The sequence below is a fragment of the Paramesorhizobium deserti genome (genome assembly GCF_001558695.1).
Taxonomy (GTDB): Bacteria; Pseudomonadota; Alphaproteobacteria; order Rhizobiales; family Rhizobiaceae; genus Paramesorhizobium; species Paramesorhizobium deserti.
In genome coordinates, this window is record NZ_LNTU01000012.1 from 400,433 (window position 1) to 422,468 (window position 22,036).

Below are 22,036 nucleotides of genomic sequence, written 5' to 3' on the forward strand. Positions count from 1 at the left end.
AATGCGCCCTCACTGGCACAACGCGATCCAAAACTCAAAGAATTACGGCGCGGTGATGTTCAAGGCGGCTCCGATAACGCCTCTATGTAGTAGCGGGATAACACCCCTGCGTCGTGATCCTGTGTCAAGCTTGTGCCGGTTCATGATTGATCAGGGAGGTTGATATGCGAGGAAAACGCATTCTGATGATCTGCGGCGATTTCGGCGAGGACTATGAAACCATGGTGCCGTTCCAGGCGCTGCTCGCCGTCGGCCATACCGTCCATGCCGTCTGCCCCGACAAAAAGGCCGGCGACAGCATTGCCACCGCCATCCACGATTTCGAAGGCGACCAGACCTATTCGGAGAAGCGCGGCCATAATTTCACGCTCAATGCCAGCTTCGCCGACATCAAGCCGGAGAGCTATGACGCGCTGGTCATTCCCGGCGGCCGGGCGCCGGAATACCTCCGGCTGAACGATACGGTCATCTCGATGGTCCGCCATTTCTTCGATGCCGACAAACCGGTTGCCGCCATTTGCCATGGCGCGCAGTTGCTCGCCGCCGCCAAAGTGTTGAAGGACCGCACCTGCTCGGCCTATCCCGCCTGCCGGCCGGAAGTCGAGCTCGCCGGCGGCTCTTATGCCGACATACCCGTCGATCAGGCGATCACCGACCGGAACCTCGTCACCGCACCGGCATGGCCGGCCCATCCGGTCTGGCTGTCGCAGTTCTTTGCGGTGCTTGGCACGGAGATCAGCCACGGCGCGAGCAGCGTCAAATCGGCGGCCTGAGCGGCGACGTTGCCGGTTGCAATGATCATGACTTCGGGTGACACTGAAGCCAATACATCGCTGGGAGGACCCGATGTGCAAGCTCTTCATCGGCGCTAATCCGGCGCTCTGGCAAAGTGTCACCCGTTCCATGCGGATCGATGGCGTCGTCACCAGCGTGCGGCTCGAGAGCTTCTTCTGGTATGCACTGGAGGATATCGCCGCCCGCGACCGGCTGACCCTCAGCCAGCTGATTGGCCGGCTCTATAATGAATCGCTGCAAGCCGGGCACGATCTCGACAATTTCGCCTCGTTCCTGCGTGTCTGTTGCGGCCGCTACCTCGCTCTGCAACTCGACGGCTCGATTCCCACGGACAAGGATACGGCCATCGCCTCGCTCGACGCCGATAGCGTGCTGGCGCGCGAGGAGCGCCGCTATGCGGGAAGCAAAGTGCGCCATTTCGGCTTGGCGGCGAGGCATTGATTGTTGAGCAGGTGTTCAGCGGGGGGCGTTGAGGCATGGATCCCAGTGACAAGCACTGGATGACGGCAGTTTGGCTGTTGACGGCCAATCGTTAACGCCTCCACCGGCAAGGCCGTTTCAGCAAAGGCGAGACATCTCCACTTCCGTCATTCCAGTGCTTGTCACTGGAATCCATGCCTCGCCATCCAAGCCGGGCGCGACGGCACAGAACGGCGTCACTCCCATCAACCCTTAGAGAGAAAAACGCCATAGAGCTTTGCCTTGGCGCGAGCCGGTGCTATAGGGGCGCGACCCATCAAGAAAGAGGCTTTTTCAATGGCGAAGATCAAGGTTGCGAACCCGGTTGTCGAGCTCGATGGCGACGAGATGACGCGCATCATCTGGCAGTTCATCAAGGACAAGCTCATCCATCCCTATCTGGATATCGATCTGAAATATTACGATCTTTCGGTCGAGAACCGCGATGCCACCAATGATCAGGTCACGATCGACGCCGCCAATGCGATCAAGGAGCATGGCGTCGGCGTCAAATGCGCGACCATCACGCCGGACGAGGCCCGCGTCGAGGAATTCAAGCTCAAGAAGATGTGGAAGTCGCCCAACGGCACCATCCGCAACATTCTGGGCGGCGTGATCTTCCGCGAGCCGATCATCTGCAAGAACGTGCCGCGCCTGGTGCCCGGCTGGACGCAGCCGATCATCGTCGGCCGCCATGCCTTTGGCGACCAGTACCGGGCGACCGATTTCAAGTTCCCCGGCAAGGGCAAGCTCTCCATCAAGTTCGTCGGCGACGACGGCAAGGTGATCGAGCACGAGGTCTATGATGCGCCTGGCTCTGGCGTGGCACTCGCCATGTACAATCTCGACGAATCGATCAAGGAATTTGCCCGCGCCTCGCTCAATTATGGGCTGCAGCGCGGCTATCCCGTCTATCTCTCGACCAAGAACACGATCCTGAAAGCCTATGACGGCCGCTTCAAGGATATCTTCCAGGAGATCTACGAGGCCGAGTTCAAGGCGGAATTCGAAAAGAAGAAGATCTGGTACGAGCATCGCCTGATCGACGACATGGTCGCCTCGGCGCTCAAATGGTCGGGCGGCTATGTCTGGGCCTGCAAGAACTATGATGGCGACGTGCAGTCGGATATCGTGGCGCAGGGCTTCGGCTCGCTCGGCCTGATGACCTCCGTTCTGATGACGCCGGACGGCAAGACGGTCGAGGCGGAAGCCGCACACGGCACCGTCACCCGCCACTACCGCCAGCACCAGAAGGGTCAGGAGACCTCGACCAACTCGATCGCCTCGATCTTCGCCTGGACGCGTGGCCTTGCGCACCGCGCCAAGCTCGACGACAATGCCGAACTGAAGCGCTTTGCCGACACGCTGGAGAAGGTCTGCGTCGACACCGTCGAATCGGGCTTCATGACCAAGGATCTGGCGCTGCTGATCGGCCCGGATCAGCCCTGGCTCTCGACCACCGGCTTCCTCGACAAGATCGACGAGAACCTGCAGAAGGCGATGGCTACCGCCTGAGCGGCCGCTACAGACACATAAATTTCAAACCCGGCCGCAAGGCCGGGTTTTTCTTTTCATGAAGCTGATGCATGCTGCGGCTACCGGAGGAATAACGCATAAGGAGGCGCCGTCATGGCCGAACTCACGCTCTACACCAACCCGATGTCGCGCGGCCGCATCGCCCGCTGGATGCTGGAGGAAATCGGCGAGCCCTATGATGTGGAAATTCTCGATTTCGGCCCACCGATGAAGAATGACGACTATTGCGCAATCAACCCCATGGGCAAGGTTCCGGCGCTGCGCCATGGCTCGTCCGTCGTGACCGAGGCGGCCGCGATCTGCGCCTATCTTGCCGAGACCTTTCCGCAGGCCGGACTGGCGCCCCGCCCCGACGAGCGCGCGAACTATTATCGCTGGATGTTCTTCGCCGCCGGCCCGGTCGAGGCGGCATTGACCAACCATGCGCTGGGGCTGGAGCCGCCGGCAGATCGGAGCACCATGGTCGGCTACGGCAGCTTCGAGACCGTCGTCGATACGCTGGAGAAAGCCGTGTCGCGTCACCCCTATATCGCCGGCGACCGTTTCACCGCCGCCGATGTCTATGTCGGCTCGCATGTCTCCTGGGGCATGCAGTTCGGCACGCTTCCAACGCGCCCTGCTTTCGCCGCCTATTCGGACCGGCTAAGGGATCGCGAGGCCCAGAAACGCGCCTTTCAACTGGATGACGCTGCTGCGGAGAGCATGAAAAAGGCAAACGCCTGACGGCGGCGGCACTTACTCGATCGAAAATGCGGAACGAAACGCCTGCGCGCCGGTGGGGGTAAAAGAAATGACGCGGCCCTCGAGCCGCCGCGCCCAACCCCGTTCAATAAAACTGTCGAGAAGGGCGGCCCCCAGCGCGCCGCCCAGATGGTTGCGCCGCTCGCTCCAGTCGAGGCAGGCGCGGCAGAGGGGCCGCTTGCCCTTCTCCAGCCGATCAATATCGACACCGAGACCGATGAAGAAATCCCGGCCCTTGGTCGTCAGCGCCAGATCGGCGTCCTCGGCAACGAGGTGAAGCCGGCGCGCCGCGTCGAGCATCTCGACGCCGCGTTCTCCAGCCAGATGATCATAGCAGATGCGCGCCGTGCGCAGCGCCTGGTCCTTCGGCCCCGTGCGGACGCGCACCGCGCCTGTGCGCTGGGCAAGCCCCATCAGCCGCTCCAGCACTTCCGCCACATCCGACCCGGACAGGCGGAAATAGCGATGCCGCCCCTGCTTTTCCACATCGATGAGATTGGCCTCGCTGAGCTTGGCCAGATGCCCGCTCGCCGTCTGCAAAGTGACGCCGGCAAGCCCGGCAAGCTCGCTCGCCGTCAGCGCGCGGCCGTCCATCAACGCCGTCAGCATATTGGCCCGTGCCGGATCTCCGAGCAGCGCCGCGATCTTTGCAATGACAGGACCGTCTTTCATAGTTCGATGCTAACCGAAGCATGACTTTTGTTCAAGCGGTAGATTGTGTTCATCGAAAACGAGACTTTTCAGGAGAACCGATGATCACCTGCTTCATCCGCTATGAGATCGACCCGTTCAGGAAGGACGCTTTTGCCGAATATGCGCGCAACTGGGGCCAGGCCATTCCGCGCTGCGGCGCCGACCTGATCGGCTATTTCGGGCCGCATGAGGGCTCGGCCACCACCGCCTTTGGCGTCTACAATATCGAAAACCTGGCCGCTTACGAAGCCTACCGCGCGCGTCTGGCCGACAATCCGCTGGGGCGCGCCAATTATGAGTTCGCCAAGCGCGAGCGTTTCATCCTGAAGGAGGACCGAATGTTCCTGAAGCTCGTCTCTACCCCGCATGCGGAGCTGATCCGGCCATGATCGCAGTGATCTTCGAAGTGTGGCCGGCGGATGAGGAGCGCCGGGCGCAATATCTCGACATCGCCGCCGATTTGCGTGACAAGTTGCTGACGATCGACGGGTTCATCTCCATCGAGCGGTTTCAGAGCCTGAACGAGCCGGGAAAGCTCCTGTCGCTTTCCTTCTGGCGTGACGAGGAGGCGGTGAAAGCGTGGCGCACCCTGCCGGCACACCGAGTCGCCCAGGCGAAGGGCCGCGCCAGCGTCTTCGAGGATTACCGGCTGCGCGTCGCCCACGTCCTGCGCGATTACGGGCTCGACGACCGCGACGAGGCGCCGGAAGACAGCCGGGGAATTCACGATATCTGAGGCTCGGGGGCGGGAGTTTCCCGCCCGCCAGTTCGCGTCTCAAGCCGGCAACTTGCTGAATTTCCGCAAAGTTCTGTCCACCGTGGATTCAGGCAGGAAGCGGCGCATGAACCGGACCTGCCCAGCCAGTTTCCCGGCGGTGTAGCGTCGTTTCGGCTGCGCTTCGGCGGCAGCCTTCACGACGGCTTCCGCCACGACTTCGGGGGCATCACCCGCCAGCACGCCGCTGCGCATCTGCTCCTCCATCTGAGCGCGGATCTGGTCGTAGATGGGCAGCGGCCGATCGGGACGCGTCGTATTTTCTTCAAACGATGTGCGCGTGAGGCCCGGCTCAACGAGAACCACCCGAATGCCGAAGGTGCGAAGTTCGTGATCGAGTGATTCCGAATAGCCTTCGACCGCATGTTTGGTGGATGCGTAAAGCGCATTATAGGGAGACGGGATCAGCCCCAGAATGGAACTGATGTTGACGATCCTGCCCGTCCGCTGCCGCCGCATGATCGGCAATACCGCATTCGTCACCCGGAGGACGCCGAAGACGTTCACGTCGAATAAAGCCTGAGCCTGCGCGGCAGAGGATTCCTCGCCGCCGCCAAGCAACCCTATGCCGGCATTGTTGACAAGCAGATCGATACGCCCCGCCTTGCGCAGAACCTCATCCACCATCTTCTCCACAGACGCATCATCGGTTACGTCACAGACCAGCATCTCGATACCGTCCGCCTCGCCCACCGCTTTCCTGCTGGTTCCAAACACACGATAGCCGGCGCGCCCGAGGGCCTTGGCCGTTGCAAGGCCAATGCCCGAGGATGCGCCTGTGACCACGGCCACGCGATCATCCGTCCTGATCATCTGATCTCAATTCTCCTGTTGAAGGCTGGACTAACTTCACCGAGGAAGTTAGTATCATTTTGAATGTAAGTCACTATCAAAATGATATGAACAACAAGAATCTTTTCGACGAGCCATGCCCGATCGCGCGCAGCCTGACACTCTTCGGCGACGCGTGGAGCATGTTGATATTGCGGGATGCGAATGCCGGCCTCACGCGTTTCGACGATTTCCGCAAAAATCTCGGCATCGCGCCGACAATGCTCACGCGTCGTCTCGCGGTTCTGACGGAGGAAGGCCTTTTGGAAAAGCGGCGCTACTCGGAGCGGCCGCCGCGTGATGAATATGTGCTGACGGCTGCCGGCCACGATTTTCTGCCGGTGCTCTTCATGATCGGCGCCTGGGGCGGCAAGCATCGCGGCGGCGGCAGGTTAACGCGCTTCCTGGATGCCGAAACGGGAACGGACATCGAGCCTGTCGCCGTGGATAACGTCACCGGTGCAAGGATTGGGACGCGCGCGATACGCATCGTTAAGCCGGAATGACGACGATCCGCCTTCATCGGAAGGCGATGAAGGCGGATCGACCTATTTCCTGGCGGGACTATTGAAGCGCGGCCCTGACCGCTGCGATCGCCTCCGATGCCTTGGCGCCTTCCGGACCGCCCGCCTGGGCCATATCGGGACGGCCACCACCACCCGAACCGCCGAGCGCGGCCGAAGCCGCACGGACGAGATCGACGGCGCTGATGCGCGCGGTCAGATCGTCGGTGACGCCGACGACGGCGCTCGCCTTGCCATCCTCGCCGACGCCGATGAAGGCGACCACGCCGGAGCCGAGCTGCTTCTTGCCCTCATCGGCAAGCGGTTTCAGATCGCGCGGCGAAACGCCCGACACCACCTTGCCGATGAAATTCACGCCATTGACGGTTTCGTTTTCGGCGGCAGCCTGCGCTCCATCACCGCCGAGCGCCAGCTTCTTGCGTGCCTCGGTCAGCTCGCGCTCAAGCTTGCGGCGTTCCTCAAGGAGGCTGGTGACGCGGTCGAGCGCTTCGGCGGGCGTCGTCTTCAACGTGGCCGCCAGCGCCTTCACCCGCTCGTCCTGCTCTTCGAGATAGCGCCGCGCCGCCTCGCCCGTCAGCGCTTCGATGCGGCGAACGCCAGCGGCGACCGCGCCTTCCGAGACGACCCGGATAAGCCCGATATCGCCAGTCCGGCGCACATGGGTGCCGCCGCAGAGCTCGGTGGAATAGGACTTGCCGGCCTTCGCCCCCTGCGTCGCCGTGCCCATCGAGACGACACGCACCTCGTCGCCATATTTCTCGCCGAAAAGCGCCATCGCGCCTTCGGCAATGGCGTCGTCGACGGCCATCAGCCGCGTGGTGACGGGCGCGTTCTGCAGCACGATCGCGTTGGCGATATCCTCGATCTGCTTCAATTCCTCCGCCAAAATCGGCTTGGGATGCGAGAAATCGAAACGCAGGCGGTCAGGCGCCACCAGCGAACCTTTCTGCGCGACATGAGTGCCGAGCATCTCGCGCAGCGCCTCGTGCAGCAGATGGGTCGCGGAATGGTTGGAACGGATGCGGGTGCGGCGCGCCGAATTTACGGCAAGCTCCACGACAGCGCCGGTCTTCGCCTCGCCCTTCGTCACGCGGCCGATATGAACGAAAACTCCGTCGCCCTTCTTCTGCGTGTCGGAGATTTCGATGATGAAATCCTCGCCGGAAATCGTCCCGGCATCGCCCACCTGGCCGCCGGACTCACCATAGAACGGCGTCTGGTTGACAACGACGGCAACCGTCTCGCCCTCCCCGACGCTGTCGACGACGGCGCCATCGCGCACCAGCGCGGTGATGATGCCTTCCGCCTCTTCCGTCTCGTAGCCCAGGAACTCGGTGGCACCGACCTTGTCATGCACGGAGAACCACACGGTTTCCGTCGCCGCCTCGCCCGAGCCCGCCCAATTGGCGCGCGCCTCGGCCTTCTGGCGCTCCATGGCCGCGTTGAAACCCTCGACATCGACGCCGATGCCGCGCTGGCGCAGCGCATCCTGCGTCAGATCGAGCGGGAAGCCATAGGTGTCATAGAGCTTGAAGGCCGTCTCGCCGTCGAGCCGGCCGCCCTCGCCCAGATTCTCCGTCGCCTCGCCGAGCAGGCCGAGCCCGCGCTCCAGCGTCTTGCGGAAGCGGGTTTCCTCAAGCTTCAGCGTCTCCGAGATCAGCGCCTCGGCACGGATCAGTTCGGGATAAGCCTGGCCCATCTCGCGGATCAGCGCCGGAAGGAGCCGCCACATCAGCGGTTCGCGCGCGCCAAGCAACTCAGCATGGCGCATGGCCCGGCGCATGATGCGGCGGAGCACATAGCCGCGCCCTTCATTGGAGGGCAGCACGCCATCGGCGATCAGGAAGCTCGACGCACGCAAATGATCGGCGATTACCCGGTGGCTGGCGCGGGCCTTGCCCTCTGCCTTGACGCCGGTCGCCTCCTCCGAAGCGCGGATCAGCGCCTTGAAAAGATCGATATCGTAATTGTCGTGGACACCCTGCAGAACGGCCGCGATGCGCTCCAGCCCCATGCCGGTGTCGATGGAGGGACGCGGAAGTTCGACGCGCTCCTCCTTCGTCAGCTGCTCAAACTGCATGAAGACGAGGTTCCATATCTCGATGAAACGGTCGCCATCCTCTTCCGCGCTTCCGGGAGGGCCGCCCCAGATATCCTCTCCATGGTCATAGAAGATTTCCGAGCAGGGACCGCAGGGGCCGATATCGCCCATCGCCCAGAAATTGTCTGATGTCGCGATGCGGATGATGCGGTCATCGGAAAGGCCGGCAATCTTCTTCCAGAAATTCGCCGCGTCGTCATCGGTGTGGTAGACGGTGACGAGCAGCTTGTCCTTCGCCAGGCCGAATTCCTTCGTGATCAGGTTCCAGGCGAGGCTGATCGCCTCCTCCTTGAAATAATCGCCGAAGGAGAAATTGCCGAGCATCTCGAAAAAGGTGTGATGGCGCGCGGTATAGCCGACATTGTCGAGGTCGTTGTGCTTGCCGCCGGCGCGCACGCATTTCTGCGAGGTGGTCGCCCGGCTGTACGAACGCTGCTCGAGGCCGGTGAAGACATTCTTGAACTGCACCATGCCCGCATTGGTGAACATCAATGTCGGATCGTTGCGCGGCACGAGCGGGCTCGACGGCACGATCTCATGTCCGTTCTTCTTGAAATAATCGAGAAATATCGACCGTATCTCGTTGACGCCACTCATGTTCCAAACCTTTGGGCTCTTGCCGTGCCGGGTATGCGCTGGCCGACCGGCTTCGCCTTCTGAATTGATCTCAGCCCGGACATCTGCTCTTGACGCAAAATTCGGGCAGCGCCCGGACCGCCCGCTTTTAGCGATGCCGCGCACCCCTGTCCAGATAATCCGGCAGCTGAAAAGCAGCGAGAAAATTCCGCCGGAATGTCGCCGGACAAAAGCAAAAGCCCGCGCTGTTTCCTCCATGAGAGGGAAAGCGCGGGCCGCATCCTGAATATATGAGCCGATCACCGAATTCCGGAAATCAGCGCTTCTTCTACATCTCCGCCGAGGCAGGACCGTCATCATCCTGCTCGCCCGGGCCGTCATCGAGCAATTGCTCGGCGATGAGGCCGGCATTCTGGCGCAGTGTCAGCTCGATCTCGCGCGCCATTTCCGGATTGTCTTTCAGGAACAGCTTGGCGTTCTCGCGCCCCTGCCCCAGACGCTGCGAATTATAGGAGAACCATGCGCCTGATTTCTCGACCACGCCGGCCTTGACGCCGAGATCGACCAATTCGCCCGTCTTGGAGACGCCGGCGCCATACATGATGTCGAACTCCACCTGCTTGAAGGGCGGCGCGAGCTTGTTCTTGACCACCTTCACGCGGGTCTGGTTGCCGACCACCTCGTCACGCTCCTTGACCGCGCCGATGCGACGGATGTCGAGGCGGACGGAGGCATAGAATTTCAGCGCATTGCCGCCCGTCGTCGTCTCCGGCGAGCCGAACATGACGCCGATCTTCATGCGGATCTGGTTGATGAAGATGACCATGCAATTGGATCGCGAGATGGATGCCGTCAGCTTGCGCAGCGCCTGGCTCATCAGGCGTGCCTGCAGGCCCGGCAGGGAATCGCCCATCTCACCCTCGATCTCGGCGCGCGGCGTGAGCGCAGCGACGGAATCGACCACCAGCACGTCGATCGCGCCGGAGCGCACCAGCGTATCCGTGATCTCCAGCGCCTGCTCACCCGTATCGGGCTGCGAGATCAGGAGGTTTTCAAGATCGACGCCCAGCTTGCGGGCATAAACGGGATCGAGCGCATGCTCGGCATCGACGAAGGCGCAGATGCCGCCCTTCTTCTGCGCCTCGGCGATCGTATGCAGCGCCAGCGTCGTCTTGCCCGAGCTTTCCGGGCCGTAGATCTCGATGATGCGCCCCTTGGGCAGACCGCCCACGCCAAGCGCGATATCGAGTGAAAGCGATCCGGTCGAAACCGTTTCTATCTCGACCACCTGCTCGTTCTGGCCGAGCCGCATGATCGATCCCTTGCCGAACGCCCGCTCGATCTGAGACAGCGCCGCGTCCAGAGCCTTTGTCTTGTCCACTGAATTATCCTCAACAAGCCGCAACGAATTCTGAGACATGTTACACTACCCCTGTGTGGTGCATGAAGCCCGGACGATCCGTTCTTGAAAACTATTTGTATCTGTTTTGTTCTCATTTGGCAAGACGATCAACGCTTTGAAATCAAAAGACAATCCAAAAATGTTCCATCTATGTTCTTGAGTAGACGGCCAATCTCGCTTCCCGAAAAAGGCGATCCATGCGCTGCCCGGGACCAGCATCTTCATGATGCGATTCGGCTTGGGCGCTGGATTTGGCATGCCGTGCCCATCGGAAAAGACAGACAATAAAAAAAGCGCGGCCCCGAAGGACCGCGCTTCTGCATCTGCCATATCCGGCGGATTTTACCCCTGAGCGCCGGTAAGCGGCGAAATCTGGATCTCGACGCGGCGGTTCTGTGCACGGCCGGCTTCGCTAGAGTTCGAAGCAATCGGCTGCGTGTCGCCATAGCCGATGACGGCGAAACGGCGCTGATCGATGCCCTGGCTGCCCAGATAATTGGCGACCGACTGGGCGCGACGCTGCGAAAGCTGCTGGTTATAACTGGCGCTGCCGGTCGAATCGGTATGGCCGTAGATGTCGACCAGCGACTGGTTGAACTTGCGCAGCACGATCGCCACCGAATTGAGCGTCGAATAGAACTGGCTCTTCACCGCATCCTGATCGGTGTCGAAGGTGATGTTCGACGGCATGTTCAGGACGATGTTGTCGCCATTGCGGGTGACTGAAACGCCCGTGCCCTGGAGCTGGGCGCGCAGCTCGGCTTCCTGACGGTCCATATAATTGCCGATGGCGCCGCCGGTGAGCGCGCCGATGCCCGCGCCGATCAGCACGGCATTGCGCTGCGCACGGCTCGAGCCGCCGACGGCCAGGCCGCCCAGCGCGCCAAGACCTGCGCCGATGGCCGCTCCGCCGGCCGTATTCGAGATCTTCTGCTGCCCGGTATAGGGATCGGTGGTGCAGCCTGCGAGAAACGTCGCCGCCAGGGCAGCAATGGAAAACTTCTTGATCATGAGATGATGGTCCCCGGTTGGAATGCGTCGCGGATGATAATAGCGATTGCGGCAATAAGGTGAAGGCTTGGTTAACGCACTCTCCGCCTCACCGCAACCGCCGTCGGGCAATGCCGCCGCCTCCCCTCTGGCCAAGCACGCCGCGGCTGGCTATCGTCCGCCGTGAAAATGAGGCGCGAGAGGAGAAGCGGATAATGGCGGAAAACGAAAAGCCAGTGGCGGTGATAACGGGCGGCGGGCGCGGCATGGGCGCTGCAATCGCAAGGGAGCTGGCCGAACGGGGCTATCGCCTGGCGCTGATGTCGCCTTCGGGAAGCGCCGCCGAACTGGCGGACGAGCTCGGCGGCGTCGGCCTCAAGGGATCGGCGCAGAATCTGGCCGATCTCGAAGCGCTGGTCGATGCAGCCGTCAGCCGCTATGGCCGAATCGATGCCGTGGTCAACCATACCGGCCACCCGCCGAAGGGCGACCTTCTCGACATCACCGACGAAGGCTGGGTGCTCGGCAACGAGATGATGGTGCTGAACGTGGTGCGCATGGCGCGGCTGGTGACGCCGCTCATGCTCAGGCAAGGCAAGGGCGCCTGGGTCAACATCACCACCTTCGCCGCCTTCGAGCCGTCGCTGAAATTTCCCGTCTCCTGCGCCTATCGCGCTGCGGTCGGCGCCTACACCAAGCTCTATGCGGACCGCTATGCCGCCGACAACATCCGCATGAACGCCCTTCTTCCCGGCTATATCGACAGCCTCGACCACAAGCCGGAAACGGCCGATGCGGTGCCGATGAAGCGGGTCGGAACGGTTGAGGAGATCGCTAGGACCGCAGCCTTCCTGCTCTCCGACGATGCGGGCTACATCACCGGGCAGAACATCCGCGTCGACGGCGGCATCACGCGGCACGTGTGAGCGAGGATCGCCGCCCACAAGCTCAGGGCAAGGTGAACTGTATGGTAAATACCCGCCCGCCGATCCCTGCGGCCAGCGTCGGCGCAAAATCGAACGGCGCGCAACGCTCGATGGCTCCGACGGCCGCATCGATGAACGCCTTGCGCGCCTGGTCATCGCCTTTCACATGAATGGCCGTTGTCCTTGGCTGCCCGAACAGCGTTCCGTCACGCCGGAAACTGAAACTCAGCGTAACGAAGGACCCCTCCATGTCCATGCCGGCGGGCGCAACCCAGCAGCCTTGGATCGCCTTGCCGACTTCGTCCATCGTCTTGAGCTGATCGGCGGCGGCACAGACCGTGCTTGAGGCCAGAATAGCCCCGGAGATAAGGATGTGCATTCGGGAAAATTTCATATCCGGTCAAACCTCTTTAAAAATACAACATAAAATTGCATATTACAAAATACACAACCGTACCACTAATGTGAACAGCAAACAAACTTTGGTGATCGGGCCGTGAACCGCGGTTTCAGGATTTCCGCTTCGCTTCCGCCTTCGGAGCGCCCCAGCGCAACCCGTCCATCAGCAGCGAGACCAGCCTGCGGGAGCGGTCGCGCCAGTCCGGCGTATCGGGTGCCGAATAGATGCCTGAAAGCGCCAGCAGCACGTCCGAGCTTTCCACATCGTCCCGAATGGAGCCATCGGCGACCGCGGCCTCGACCAGGCTGCGCAGCGCCTGCATGATCATACTGGATACATCGGAGAAAAGATCGCAATTGGTCGTCAGCAGGATGCGCAGGCTGCCCGCCAGGCCGCGCTTCGTCGCGATATAATCGACAAAGCGCTGCATCCACTCCGCCAGCGCAACATCCGGCGGATAATCCCGCGCCAGATCGCCGGCCGCCGCGCACAGCGCCTCCACCTCCCGACGGTAAATCACCTCGACCAGATGTTCCCTGGTGGGAAAATGCCGGTAGAGCGTGCCGATGCCGACGCCGGCGCGTCGCGCGATCTCTTCAAGCGAGGTGTCGACGCCATGCTCGGCAAAGGCCGCGCGGGCGACTTCCAGAAGCTTGTCGCGATTGCGCCGGGCATCGGCCCGCAAGCGCTTTTCCGGCGCTTCAGGCTTGCCTTCTCCGGATCCAGCCGGCGGCTTCGTCGTCAATATTCAGCTCCAACAGCAATTTAGGACTTGACCGCAAGCGGCAAGCCTCTAAGATCATAAACGGAGGCTCCTCCACTTATCTGGAGTGCCTCGTACAACTATTCCATCCGGGATCGAGTATGCCATGTCTTTTGCGCTTGCAAGGGCTTCCCGGCCCCGCAGCCCCGACGAGCATCGATCCTCCTGACAAATTTGACAACAGGCCTGACGCCCTCTGCCTTACCGCCGCATCGGACCTGGCGGACGTCACGCCACCAATGGAGAGAACGGAAATGACTGATCGAACGACCGTTCATCTGGAAATCAACGGGCGCGCTGAGGCGCTCGACATCGAGCCGCGCGTCACGCTGCTCGACGCGCTACGCGAGCATCTGGGCCTTACCGGCACCAAGAAGGGCTGCGCCCACGGCCAGTGCGGCGCATGCACGGTGCATGTCGACGGCGAGCGCGTGCTTGCCTGCCTGACGCTGGCCGCGCAGGCGGAAGGCCGGGCGGTCACCACCATCGAGGGTCTCGCCGGGCCGAATGGCGAATTGCACCCGGTGCAGGCGGCCTTTCTCGAATATGACGCTTTCCAGTGCGGCTATTGCACGCCGGGTCAGATCATGTCCGCCGTCGCCTGCATCCGCGAGGGCCATGCCGGATCGGACGAGGAGATCCGCGAATATATGTCGGGCAATCTCTGCCGCTGCGGCGCTTACCCGCACATCGTCGCCGCCGTCCGCCAGGCCGCGGAAGAGCTGACAGCGCAAAAACAGGCTGCGGAGTAAATATCATGAGAGACTTTTCCTATCATCGCGCCGGCTCGGCGGACGAAGCGCGCCGCGCCGCCACCCTCCCCGCCGCCATGCTGCTTGCCGGCGGCACTACCCTTCTCGACCTCGCCAAATGCGGTGTGACGGAGCCTGAGCAGGTCATCGATATCAGCCACCTGAAGGGCCTCGACGATATTCGCGTCGATGCCGAGGGCGCCTATATCGGCGCGCTCGCCCGGATGAGCCATGTCGCCGATGACGCCGGCATCCGCGGCCAATTCCCCGCCGTCTCGGAAGCGCTCTGGCAGGCGGCCTCGCAGCAGATCCGCAATATGGCGACGATTGGCGGCAATCTGATGCAGCGCACGCGCTGCGCCTATTTCCGCGATCCGGCGACCTTTCCCGCCTGCAACAAGCGCGCGCCGGGCTCGGGCTGCTCGGCGATCGGCGGTGTCAACCGCAATCACGCGATCCTCGGCACCAGCGGCGCCTGCATCGCCACCTATCCCGGCGATCTCGCCGTGGCGCTGACAGCCTTAGACGCCATGGTCCATCTGGGCGAGCGCAGTGTAGCGATAGACGACTTCTTTCTCCTGCCGGGCGGCACGCCCGAGAAGGAACATGCGATCGAGCCGGGCGAGATGATCACCGCGATCACCATTCCCGCCTCGCCCGCCGCGCGGCGCTCCACCTATCTGAAGGTGCGCGACCGGCAATCCTACGAGTTCGCGGCGGCGAGTGCCGCAGTGGGCATCGAACTGGAGACGGACGGCCGAACGATCCGCGACCTGCGCGTGGCGCTTGGCGGCGTAGCCACCAAGCCATGGCGCGCCCGCGCCGTGGAAGACGCGCTGAAGGGCAAGGCGCTGGAGCCGGAAGCGGTAAGGCGCGCCAGCCTGCTCGCCGTCGAAGGCGCGGCCAATCATGGCGGCAATCATTACAAGATCGAACTTGCGCCGCGCATCGTCGCGCGCGCCATTTTGAATGCAGGAGGTGCGGCATGAATGTTATCGAGACCAGACAGCGTGGCGAAGCCTCCGACGGCAGCGGCGTCGGCGGACGCCATTCGCGCATCGATGGCCGCCTCAAGATCACCGGCGGAGCCACCTATGCCCTGGAGCACCGGCTCGAAAACCTCACCTATGCCGTGCTGGTGCCGAGCACGATCGCGGCTGGCCGGATGACGGCGATCGACACAAAGGCTGCCGAAGCCGCGCCCGGCGTGCTCCTCGTGCTCACGCCCGATGACGACCTCGGCCTCGCCACCGCCTCCGACTGGTTCGGCAATCGCGCCGAGGGCAGCTATCGTCCGCTCATTCCCGAGATCACCTTCAACGGCCAGGCCGTTGCGGTGGTGATCGCGGAAACGCTCGAACAGGCGACCGCAGCGGCATCCCTTGTCAAGGTAACCTCTGAGGAGACACAGGCGATCGCCGGCCTCGACGATCCCAGGGCCGGTGAAGGCAATCTTGTCGACAATCTGACCGTGAGTTGGGGCGAGGCCGAGGCAGCACTTGCCGCCGTGCCGGTCAAGGTCGAAGGCGAATACCGCACGCCGCGCGAATATCATGTGACGATCGAGCCACATGGCCTCACCGCCACCTGGGAAGGCGACCGCCTCACCATCTTCGAGCCGAGCCAGTGGACGCACGGCATGGCGCGCTCCTACGCCGAATGGTTCGGGCTGCCTTACGAGAATGTGACGCTGATCTCGCCCTTCATCGGCGGCGGCTTCGGCTCCAAGGCGACCGCATCCTTCTACGGCGCGCTCGCCGCCGCTTCGGCGAAGAAGCTCGGCCGCCCGGTGAAACTCGCCATCACCCGGCCGCAGACTTTCACCGCCTATGGCGGCCGCGCGGCGACGCGCCAGAAGATAGCACTCGGCGCAAGCGAGGACGGCATGCTCCAGGCGCTCATCCATCGGGGTGCCAACGAGACCTCGATGGTCGGGACTTGGGTGGAGAACACAGGCGCCGCAACGCCGCTCCTCTACGCCGTCCCGAATTTCTCGTCCGAGAACCGGCTGGTGCCGGTCAACACGGTCACGCCGGGGGCACTGCGCGCGCCGGGCAAGAACCCCAGCGCCTTCGGCATCGAAAGCGCCATGGACGAGCTGGCCCATGCGCTCGGCATCGACCCGGTCGAGCTCAGGCTGAAAAACCATGCCGAGAGGGATCCGCAATCGGGCAAGCCCTGGTCGACGCGGCAGCTCCGCGAGGCGCTGACGGCGGGGGCCGAGGCCTTCGGCTGGTCAAGGCGCAGCCCCGAGCCGCGCTCCATGCGCGACGGCCACACGCTCATCGGCTGGGGCGTGGCGATCGGCACCTTCCCCGTCATCCGCGCCTATGGCGAGGCGCTTATCGCCATCCGCAAGGACGGCAAGGTGGAGGTGATCAGCGGCGCGATCGACATGGGCCAAGGCACCTATACGATCCTCGCCCAGACGGCGGCCGAAGCGCTCGGCGTGCCGGTCGATCAAGTGGAGGTGCGGTTAGGCGATTCATCATTGCCCGGCGCGGCGGTCGCCGGCGGCTCGATGCTCGCCGGCGTCATGACCGGCGCCGTCCACAAGGCGGCATCGGCGGCGCGGGAGGAACTGATCGCGCTGGCGCTCAACGACCCGAACTCCCCGTTCAGGGAGAGCGGCGCTAACACGCTGGCGATAGCCAACGGCCAGATCGCAACGCCGCGCGGCGACGGGCCGGCTATCTCCATCGCCGAACTGATGGCGCGGATCGGCCGCGACCGGATCGAGGTGAAGCGGGACACGCTGCCCGAGGCGCTTGCCAATGACGTGGGGCGCATGAAGGCCTGGACGACCATGTCGCTCATGCGCGCGCCGACCGATGGCGATTATTCGATGCACAGCTGGTGCGCCCATTTCGTCGAGGTGAAAGTCGATGAGGATTTCGGCACGGTGCGTGTCTCGCGCGTAGTCTCGGCCTTCGATTGCGGCCGGCTCTATAACCCGAAGTTGGTCGAGAGCCAGTGGAAGGGCGGCATCATTATGGGCATCGGCCAGGCGCTTCTCGAGGAAGGTCTGATCGATCCGCGCCGCGCCCGCGTCGTCAACAACAATCTCGGTGATTATCTCGTGGCCACCAATGCCGACATTCCCGATATCGAGGTGATCTCGGTCGGCGTACCCGACCCGCATGCCTCCGTGCTGGGCGGCAAGGGTGTCGGCGAAGTCGGCATCGTCGGCGTCGCCCCGGCAATCGCCAACGCCGTCTTCCACGCGACGGGCAAGCGGGTGCGCGATCTGCCGATCACGCTGGAGAAGCTGATTTAGGAAATGAGCGTGAAAACGGAGGAGAGTGCGAAGCACTTCTACCCCCCTCTGGCCGGCAGGCCAGAGGGGGGTGAAATTCACAAGCGACGGCTGAATCCAGATCAACTCACCGCCCCAGGCGGAACAGGATCTCCCCCTTCCCCAGGACTGCAGTATCACCGCCATATTTTCCAGGCTTCCGGCCCAAAAGCGGTTTATCCAGAATCCCCTCCTCGATCAGATAACGGTCGAAGAGGCCGGAAAAGGCGATATCCACCCGGCCGCAATCGATGAAGGTCGGTGAGAGTGTCTCCGGCCGCCGGTCGAAGAGCAGCGAGCCGCGCTTCATCATATAGCCCGGCATAGCGCCGACCCTGCCCTTGACGGCGATGCTGCCGGCGATCATGCGGCTGCCGGCATAGTCGCCGCAGCCTTTGAGAATGGCGATGACGCCACGGCGCATCCGGTCGCCGGCATAGTGCCCCGCCCGGCCGCGCACGACCAGCACGCCGCCCTCCATGCCGAGCATTTCGCCGGCGAGCGGCCCGCCGAGATAATCCCCGGCATGGCCGTGAATTTCCAGCTTCCCGCCGATCATTCCAGAACCGGCATGGATTCCGCAACTGCCTTCGATGACGATCGTCCCGCCCGTCATCTTTCGCCCGGCTTGTGCACCGACATCGCCCGAGACGTAGAGCGTACCGCCACTCATGCCGGTGCCAATGCCGTCGAAGCGTGAGCTGCCGCCATCAAAGGCGATTTGCGAGACGTCCTTACCGGTGATCCTGAAGATGTCGCCGACGAGCGCCGGCCGCCGGCTGATGCCGACGCGCAGCTTCGCGATCTCCGCAACGCTCATGCCATCGAGCCGGTCGGGAGTGAGCGCGGAAAGGTCGAGCCGTTCCTCCGGCTCGGCGCGCAGCGTGAAGGTCAGCCCTTTCATGGCAGCAGGTCCTTCAGGTGATAATGGAACTTGCCGAGCTTGCCGCCATAATTGCCGGCGCTGATGCGCAATGCGCCACGCTTCGGCCCGAGATCAATCACGGCCTTCAGCCCGGCACGCATGGCCGCCGACACCGCCTCATTCGTCTCCCCGTCGATGACAATCTCCAGCACGGCATTGATCTCGGGGCTGAGTTCGCTCTTCACCACGCCGCGCAGCGTCGGCGCGAAGGCATCGTTGGTGGAGGCGGTCATTCCCTTGTATTTGGCGCCGATTTTCGACCCGGAGCGCACGATACCGCCTGGGAACGGCATGATAGTGCCGGGGATTTTGCCGATGGCCGCCACGGCGCGCTCGGCCGCAAGGAGCGCCTTTTCAGCATCCGCCGCAAGCAGCAGGAAATTGCCGCCGCCGACGGCTTCCTTGGTCATCCCCGTTGTCGCCTCGCAGAGGAACTCCCCGTCCATAACAGGGATGCGCCAGTAATGCCTGCCGCCGAATTTCTTCGATATCTGCCAGCCATCGCCGAAATAGCGCAGCGAGCTACCCAGATTGAGCGGCGTTCCACCCTCCATCCCGGCGAAACAGGCGCTGCCCGGCGAGGTCAGCACGCACTGGCCGACCCGGTTCCGGAGCTGGCGCTGCAATTCATCCGTGCTGACGGCGAAGAGCATGACCCGGCAACCCGGCCGGCCATCGGGCGTCTTCGACGGCGGCAGATCGAGATCGATCGCCGCCTCGCAGCCGCAGCCGATGACGGAGGTTGCATAGCCGGTCATGGTCGTTGCCGCCTGGCGGGCCCATTTCAGCGTCGGCGCGGTGATAATGATGGCCGTGGCGCGCATGCCGAAAGCCTCGGCAAACGTGTCGTCGATTACGATGCCGTTGCGGGTCAGCGGTTGCATGGCACCTCCGCGAAGGGCTCGTCCCGCCTGAGCGCGCTGTCGGGAAAGGTGAACCAGTCGAGCGACAGGCCATAACGTTCCTCGTGATAGGCCTGCATCCGCCGCACCATGGTCTTGTCGGGTTCCGGCCTGAGCCGCAGCGCCCTGCCCCAGCGGAAATTGACGACCTTGCCGTTCTCGACCACGAGATCGCCATCCTTGAAGACAAGGGCCGCCTCGCGGAACATGGCCGCGATGTCCCTGCCCCTGCGGTAGACGGCGATATCGGCGATGGCGCCCGGGCCGAGATGGCCGCGGTCCTTCAACCCCAGCAGCTTTGCCGGCGCGGCGCGCGTCATGATGGCGATTTCCTCAAGCGTATATTCGCGGCTGATCGAGGGGAGCGTTGTCAGTTCCAGAGCCGCAGCGTTGAGTTCCGCCACCTGCCGGTCGCGGGCCTCGCGGCTCATCAAAAGCTCGAACAGATCGGGGTAGGCGGTGAAAGGTGCACCGTTCGGGTGGTCGGTGGTGAAGAACACGCGCCAGGGATCGTTGATCAGCAGAAAGAGTTCCAGCCCCACCGCCCATTGCAGCGAACCGTAATAATTCTCCTTGTAACGATAAGGCACGATGCCGCCGCCATTGCCGTCGCCGTCGATGATGATTGTCTTTTTCGGGCTGGCATTGCCGATCGCCAGGAACTGCCTTGTGACGTCGGACGAGATCGTCACCGTCTGGCCGAACATCACCTGGCCGACATCGATGGTGACATCGGGATTGCTGTTCACCTGCTCCGCCAGCCGCGCGGCTTCGGAAGAGAATTTCCGTTTTCCTTCAGTGCCATAGCCATAGAACTGAAGGTGGGCCAGATGCAGCGGCATGCCTTCGGTGGCGTCAATGGTGACAGACGCGGTGTCGGCGCTGCCAGCAAGACCGAGATTGTTCGCGTGGACATGGAGCGGATGCGGCACGCCGAGCCGGTTGACCGAGGACTGCAGCGTCTTGACGATCTGGCGTGAGCTCACGCCGTAGGCGGGCACGATGTCGTCGAAGGAGAAGGAGCGGACATTCTCCTTGAAGGCGGCGGCCGCCCCGGCATTGATCACCTTCACGCCCAGCGAATTCGTCGCGGCGAGCGTCCAGGCGACATAATCATCCACCATATCGGCCGATTTTCCATCGCGGATCAGTGACAGCAGGAAATCGTCATTGCCGAGAATGGTGAGGGTCGCCTTGTCGATGATGGGGATATCGGCGAGTTCCAGATGGGTGTGCAGGGCACTGTAGGGGGACATGGCCGGCTCGACCACGGTGGTGAAACCCATCTGCGCATAGAGGCAGCCGGTAGTGAAGGTCGACCAGCCCGCATTGGCGAGCGGTGTGTCTGCGGGGCGCGGCAGATGCGCGGAATGGTGCTCCGGCAGGAGCAGCCGGGCGGTGTTCACATTGCCGCCGCCGATATGGGAATGGATGTCGATCGCGCCCGCCATGACGATGCAGCCGGAAGCATCATAGGTCCGATCGGCGCGCCTGCCCTCCGGTGCTTCGATAATGAAGCCATTCTCGATCCACAGGTCCCGTCTGGCGCTGGCGCCCCCTCTCGCATCATTGACGGGATCGATGATCTCGCCGCCTTTCAGCCGGATCAGCATGGCAGCGCCTCCGCCAGTTCCCGGACAATGTCGGCGACTTCCGGCTGGTCCGACGGAGCGCTGGCGCGCTCCGCCCGAAATGTCCCGATGCGGCTCGAATAGGTCACGCTGTCATGATCGACACCGGGCCTGGCGACCGCAATGGTGACAGCGGCACCCGGCACCGGGCTTATGGTGCGCACGAGCGCAATGAACGGAATCCCGCCCCGTCTCGCCGGCGATGCGCTGTCGCGCGCCGATATCCAGAGATGCAGATCCGCTTCCTTCTCCCGCAGCATCCGCTCTATATCCCAACGCCGGGGATCATAAACCGGCGCGCCGTTGGGAAAGCCGGTGCGCGGCGGAAAGCCCGTCGCCCAGACGCAGGTCAGCACCGCGCCCCAGGCGGCATCGTCCGTCGGCAGGAAAAGGCTGCTGGCGCGCTTCGCCTTGTTGAGATCGGCAACCAGGCCCTGCAGCATGGCGAGGCTCATCGGCTCATCGGTATTGCCTGAGAAGACGAAGACGGGAAAGGCGGCTTCCGCCAGCGCCTTCTTGAGCTTGTCGAGATTGGTAAGGGAAGTGACAGTCGGCCTGTCCGCAAGTTCGGCACGCAACAGCGCCACGGCCGAGCCGAGCGAAGCCCCTTCAGCGGAAAGGGCGACTGCCTTGACCTTTCGGGAGAGGCTATTCATTCCGGTATTGTCGGGAGCCGGCCGGTTTGCCTTCAGATGAAACCAGCGCCGCGCGTCCTTGGCGGCAAGATCGGCCGGCGCGGACGCCCATGACAGGATCAGATCGTGATGCTCGGCGGGAATATCACCGACGAGGACGACAAGATCGGCGCGCCGACGCACCTCGCCCGGCGTGGTGAACATGCCGCCATAAGAGGTGAAGAGCGTAATCTCGTTAACGAGATCCCTGCCCCTGATGTGATCATAGGCTGCGCCAAGCTTTTCGGCCAAAGCAATGACGCTGCGGGTGCCATGCACATCCGCATCAAATGAAATAACCGGGCAGTGGCTGGACGCCAGAAGCTTTGCAGCATGCTGAATTGC

At 62.9% G+C, this 22,036-nt stretch carries 23 protein-coding genes; 11 read left to right on the top strand and 12 right to left on the bottom strand.

Annotated features, from left to right (window positions below):
• The first annotated feature begins 164 nt into the window (after positions 1-164).
• From ATN84_RS11015 to ATN84_RS11030, 4 genes are all read left to right on the top strand, one after another.
• The gene (locus ATN84_RS11015; protein ID WP_068881676.1) at positions 165-773 is read left to right on the top strand and encodes a DJ-1/PfpI family protein; all 609 of its coding nucleotides are present in this window, start codon (positions 165-167) and stop codon (positions 771-773) included.
• A gap of 73 nt (positions 774-846) precedes the next feature.
• The gene (locus tag ATN84_RS11020) at positions 847-1,236 is read left to right on the top strand and encodes a ribbon-helix-helix domain-containing protein (protein ID WP_068881677.1); all 390 of its coding nucleotides are present in this window, start codon (positions 847-849) and stop codon (positions 1,234-1,236) included.
• Between the two features lie 315 nt (positions 1,237-1,551).
• Entirely contained in the window at positions 1,552-2,769 is a 1,218-nt protein-coding gene (locus ATN84_RS11025; protein WP_068881678.1) for an NADP-dependent isocitrate dehydrogenase, read from the top strand.
• 114 nt (positions 2,770-2,883) lie between these two features.
• The gene (locus ATN84_RS11030) at positions 2,884-3,513 is read left to right on the top strand and encodes a glutathione S-transferase family protein (protein ID WP_068881679.1); all 630 of its coding nucleotides are present in this window, start codon (positions 2,884-2,886) and stop codon (positions 3,511-3,513) included.
• A 12-nt stretch (positions 3,514-3,525) separates the two neighbouring features.
• Here ATN84_RS11030 and ATN84_RS11035 read toward each other — a convergent pair whose 3' ends face one another.
• The gene (locus tag ATN84_RS11035) at positions 3,526-4,203 is read right to left on the bottom strand and encodes an ArsR/SmtB family transcription factor (RefSeq protein WP_068881680.1); all 678 of its coding nucleotides are present in this window, start codon (positions 4,201-4,203) and stop codon (positions 3,526-3,528) included.
• Positions 4,204-4,283: 80 nt separating this feature from the next.
• Between ATN84_RS11035 and ATN84_RS11040 the strand changes: the two genes are divergently transcribed.
• The gene (locus tag ATN84_RS11040; protein WP_068881681.1) at positions 4,284-4,613 is read left to right on the top strand and encodes an NIPSNAP family protein; all 330 of its coding nucleotides are present in this window, start codon (positions 4,284-4,286) and stop codon (positions 4,611-4,613) included.
• A complete protein-coding gene (locus ATN84_RS11045) occupies positions 4,610-4,960 on the top strand; it encodes an antibiotic biosynthesis monooxygenase family protein (protein WP_068881682.1) in 351 nt (116 codons plus the stop codon). The genes ATN84_RS11040 and ATN84_RS11045 overlap by 4 nt, the downstream gene beginning before the upstream one ends.
• Before the next feature lie 39 nt (positions 4,961-4,999).
• On the opposite strand, the gene ATN84_RS11050 is transcribed toward ATN84_RS11045, so the two are convergent.
• On the bottom strand, positions 5,000-5,812 hold the full coding sequence (locus tag ATN84_RS11050; RefSeq protein ID WP_068881683.1) for an oxidoreductase: 813 nt from the start codon (positions 5,810-5,812) through the stop codon (positions 5,000-5,002).
• Between the two features lie 86 nt (positions 5,813-5,898).
• On the opposite strand from ATN84_RS11050, the gene ATN84_RS11055 reads away from it, so the two are divergent.
• On the top strand, positions 5,899-6,336 hold the full coding sequence (locus tag ATN84_RS11055; RefSeq protein ID WP_068881684.1) for a winged helix-turn-helix transcriptional regulator: 438 nt from the start codon (positions 5,899-5,901) through the stop codon (positions 6,334-6,336).
• A 58-nt stretch (positions 6,337-6,394) separates the two neighbouring features.
• Here ATN84_RS11055 and alaS read toward each other — a convergent pair whose 3' ends face one another.
• From alaS to ATN84_RS11070, 4 genes are all read right to left on the bottom strand, one after another.
• The gene (gene alaS, locus ATN84_RS11060) at positions 6,395-9,052 is read right to left on the bottom strand and encodes an alanine--tRNA ligase (protein WP_068881994.1); all 2,658 of its coding nucleotides are present in this window, start codon (positions 9,050-9,052) and stop codon (positions 6,395-6,397) included.
• Between the two features lie 307 nt (positions 9,053-9,359).
• Complete coding sequence (gene recA, locus ATN84_RS11065) at positions 9,360-10,451, bottom strand: recombinase RecA (RefSeq protein ID WP_068881685.1); 1,092 nt, start codon at positions 10,449-10,451, stop codon at positions 9,360-9,362.
• A 6-nt stretch (positions 10,452-10,457) separates the two neighbouring features.
• Positions 10,458-10,763 carry a hypothetical protein gene (locus ATN84_RS26835; RefSeq protein ID WP_153020186.1) on the bottom strand — a complete coding sequence of 102 codons (306 nt, stop codon included), beginning with the start codon at positions 10,761-10,763 and terminating at the stop codon, positions 10,458-10,460.
• Between the two features lie 12 nt (positions 10,764-10,775).
• Positions 10,776-11,444: a YiaD family glycine zipper/OmpA-like lipoprotein gene (locus ATN84_RS11070; protein ID WP_068881686.1), complete on the bottom strand. Its 669-nt coding sequence runs from the start codon at positions 11,442-11,444 to the stop codon at positions 10,776-10,778.
• Positions 11,445-11,638: 194 nt separating this feature from the next.
• Between ATN84_RS11070 and ATN84_RS11075 the strand changes: the two genes are divergently transcribed.
• The gene (locus ATN84_RS11075) at positions 11,639-12,349 is read left to right on the top strand and encodes an SDR family oxidoreductase (protein WP_068881687.1); all 711 of its coding nucleotides are present in this window, start codon (positions 11,639-11,641) and stop codon (positions 12,347-12,349) included.
• A 22-nt stretch (positions 12,350-12,371) separates the two neighbouring features.
• On the opposite strand, the gene ATN84_RS11080 is transcribed toward ATN84_RS11075, so the two are convergent.
• Both ATN84_RS11080 and ATN84_RS11085 read right to left on the bottom strand, forming a co-directional pair.
• Positions 12,372-12,728, bottom strand: coding sequence for a hypothetical protein (locus tag ATN84_RS11080; protein ID WP_244491059.1), 357 nt, complete (start codon positions 12,726-12,728; stop codon positions 12,372-12,374).
• A gap of 130 nt (positions 12,729-12,858) precedes the next feature.
• The gene (locus tag ATN84_RS11085; protein WP_068881689.1) at positions 12,859-13,494 is read right to left on the bottom strand and encodes a TetR/AcrR family transcriptional regulator; all 636 of its coding nucleotides are present in this window, start codon (positions 13,492-13,494) and stop codon (positions 12,859-12,861) included.
• Positions 13,495-13,766: 272 nt separating this feature from the next.
• Here ATN84_RS11085 and ATN84_RS11090 point away from each other — a divergent pair, with 272 nt between their 5' ends.
• Genes ATN84_RS11090 through ATN84_RS11100 form a run of 3 tightly spaced genes read left to right on the top strand, consistent with a single transcriptional unit; the run spans position 13,767 to position 17,541 of the window.
• Positions 13,767-14,264, top strand: a complete 498-nt coding sequence (locus ATN84_RS11090; RefSeq protein WP_068881690.1) for a (2Fe-2S)-binding protein — start codon at positions 13,767-13,769, stop codon at positions 14,262-14,264.
• A gap of 5 nt (positions 14,265-14,269) precedes the next feature.
• The gene (locus ATN84_RS11095; protein ID WP_068881691.1) at positions 14,270-15,253 is read left to right on the top strand and encodes an FAD binding domain-containing protein; all 984 of its coding nucleotides are present in this window, start codon (positions 14,270-14,272) and stop codon (positions 15,251-15,253) included.
• On the top strand, positions 15,250-17,541 hold the full coding sequence (locus tag ATN84_RS11100; protein WP_068881692.1) for a xanthine dehydrogenase family protein molybdopterin-binding subunit: 2,292 nt from the start codon (positions 15,250-15,252) through the stop codon (positions 17,539-17,541). Before ATN84_RS11095 ends, ATN84_RS11100 begins: the two co-directional genes overlap by 4 nt.
• 106 nt (positions 17,542-17,647) lie before the next feature.
• On the opposite strand, the gene ATN84_RS11105 is transcribed toward ATN84_RS11100, so the two are convergent.
• From ATN84_RS11105 to ATN84_RS11120, 4 genes are read right to left on the bottom strand one after another with little or no spacing between them, the layout of a single operon-like run.
• The gene (locus ATN84_RS11105) at positions 17,648-18,463 is read right to left on the bottom strand and encodes a formylmethanofuran dehydrogenase subunit C (RefSeq protein WP_068881693.1); all 816 of its coding nucleotides are present in this window, start codon (positions 18,461-18,463) and stop codon (positions 17,648-17,650) included.
• Complete coding sequence (gene fhcD, locus ATN84_RS11110; protein WP_068881694.1) at positions 18,460-19,368, bottom strand: formylmethanofuran--tetrahydromethanopterin N-formyltransferase; 909 nt, start codon at positions 19,366-19,368, stop codon at positions 18,460-18,462. Before fhcD ends, ATN84_RS11105 begins: the two co-directional genes overlap by 4 nt.
• Positions 19,356-20,999, bottom strand: a complete 1,644-nt coding sequence (locus ATN84_RS11115; protein ID WP_068881695.1) for a formylmethanofuran dehydrogenase subunit A — start codon at positions 20,997-20,999, stop codon at positions 19,356-19,358. Before ATN84_RS11115 ends, fhcD begins: the two co-directional genes overlap by 13 nt.
• Positions 20,993-21,970 (bottom strand): molybdopterin-binding domain-containing protein, encoded by a 978-nt coding sequence (locus ATN84_RS11120; protein ID WP_068881696.1) that lies wholly within the window; start codon positions 21,968-21,970, stop codon positions 20,993-20,995. The genes ATN84_RS11115 and ATN84_RS11120 overlap by 7 nt, the downstream gene beginning before the upstream one ends.
• Positions 21,971-22,036 lie beyond the last annotated feature (66 nt).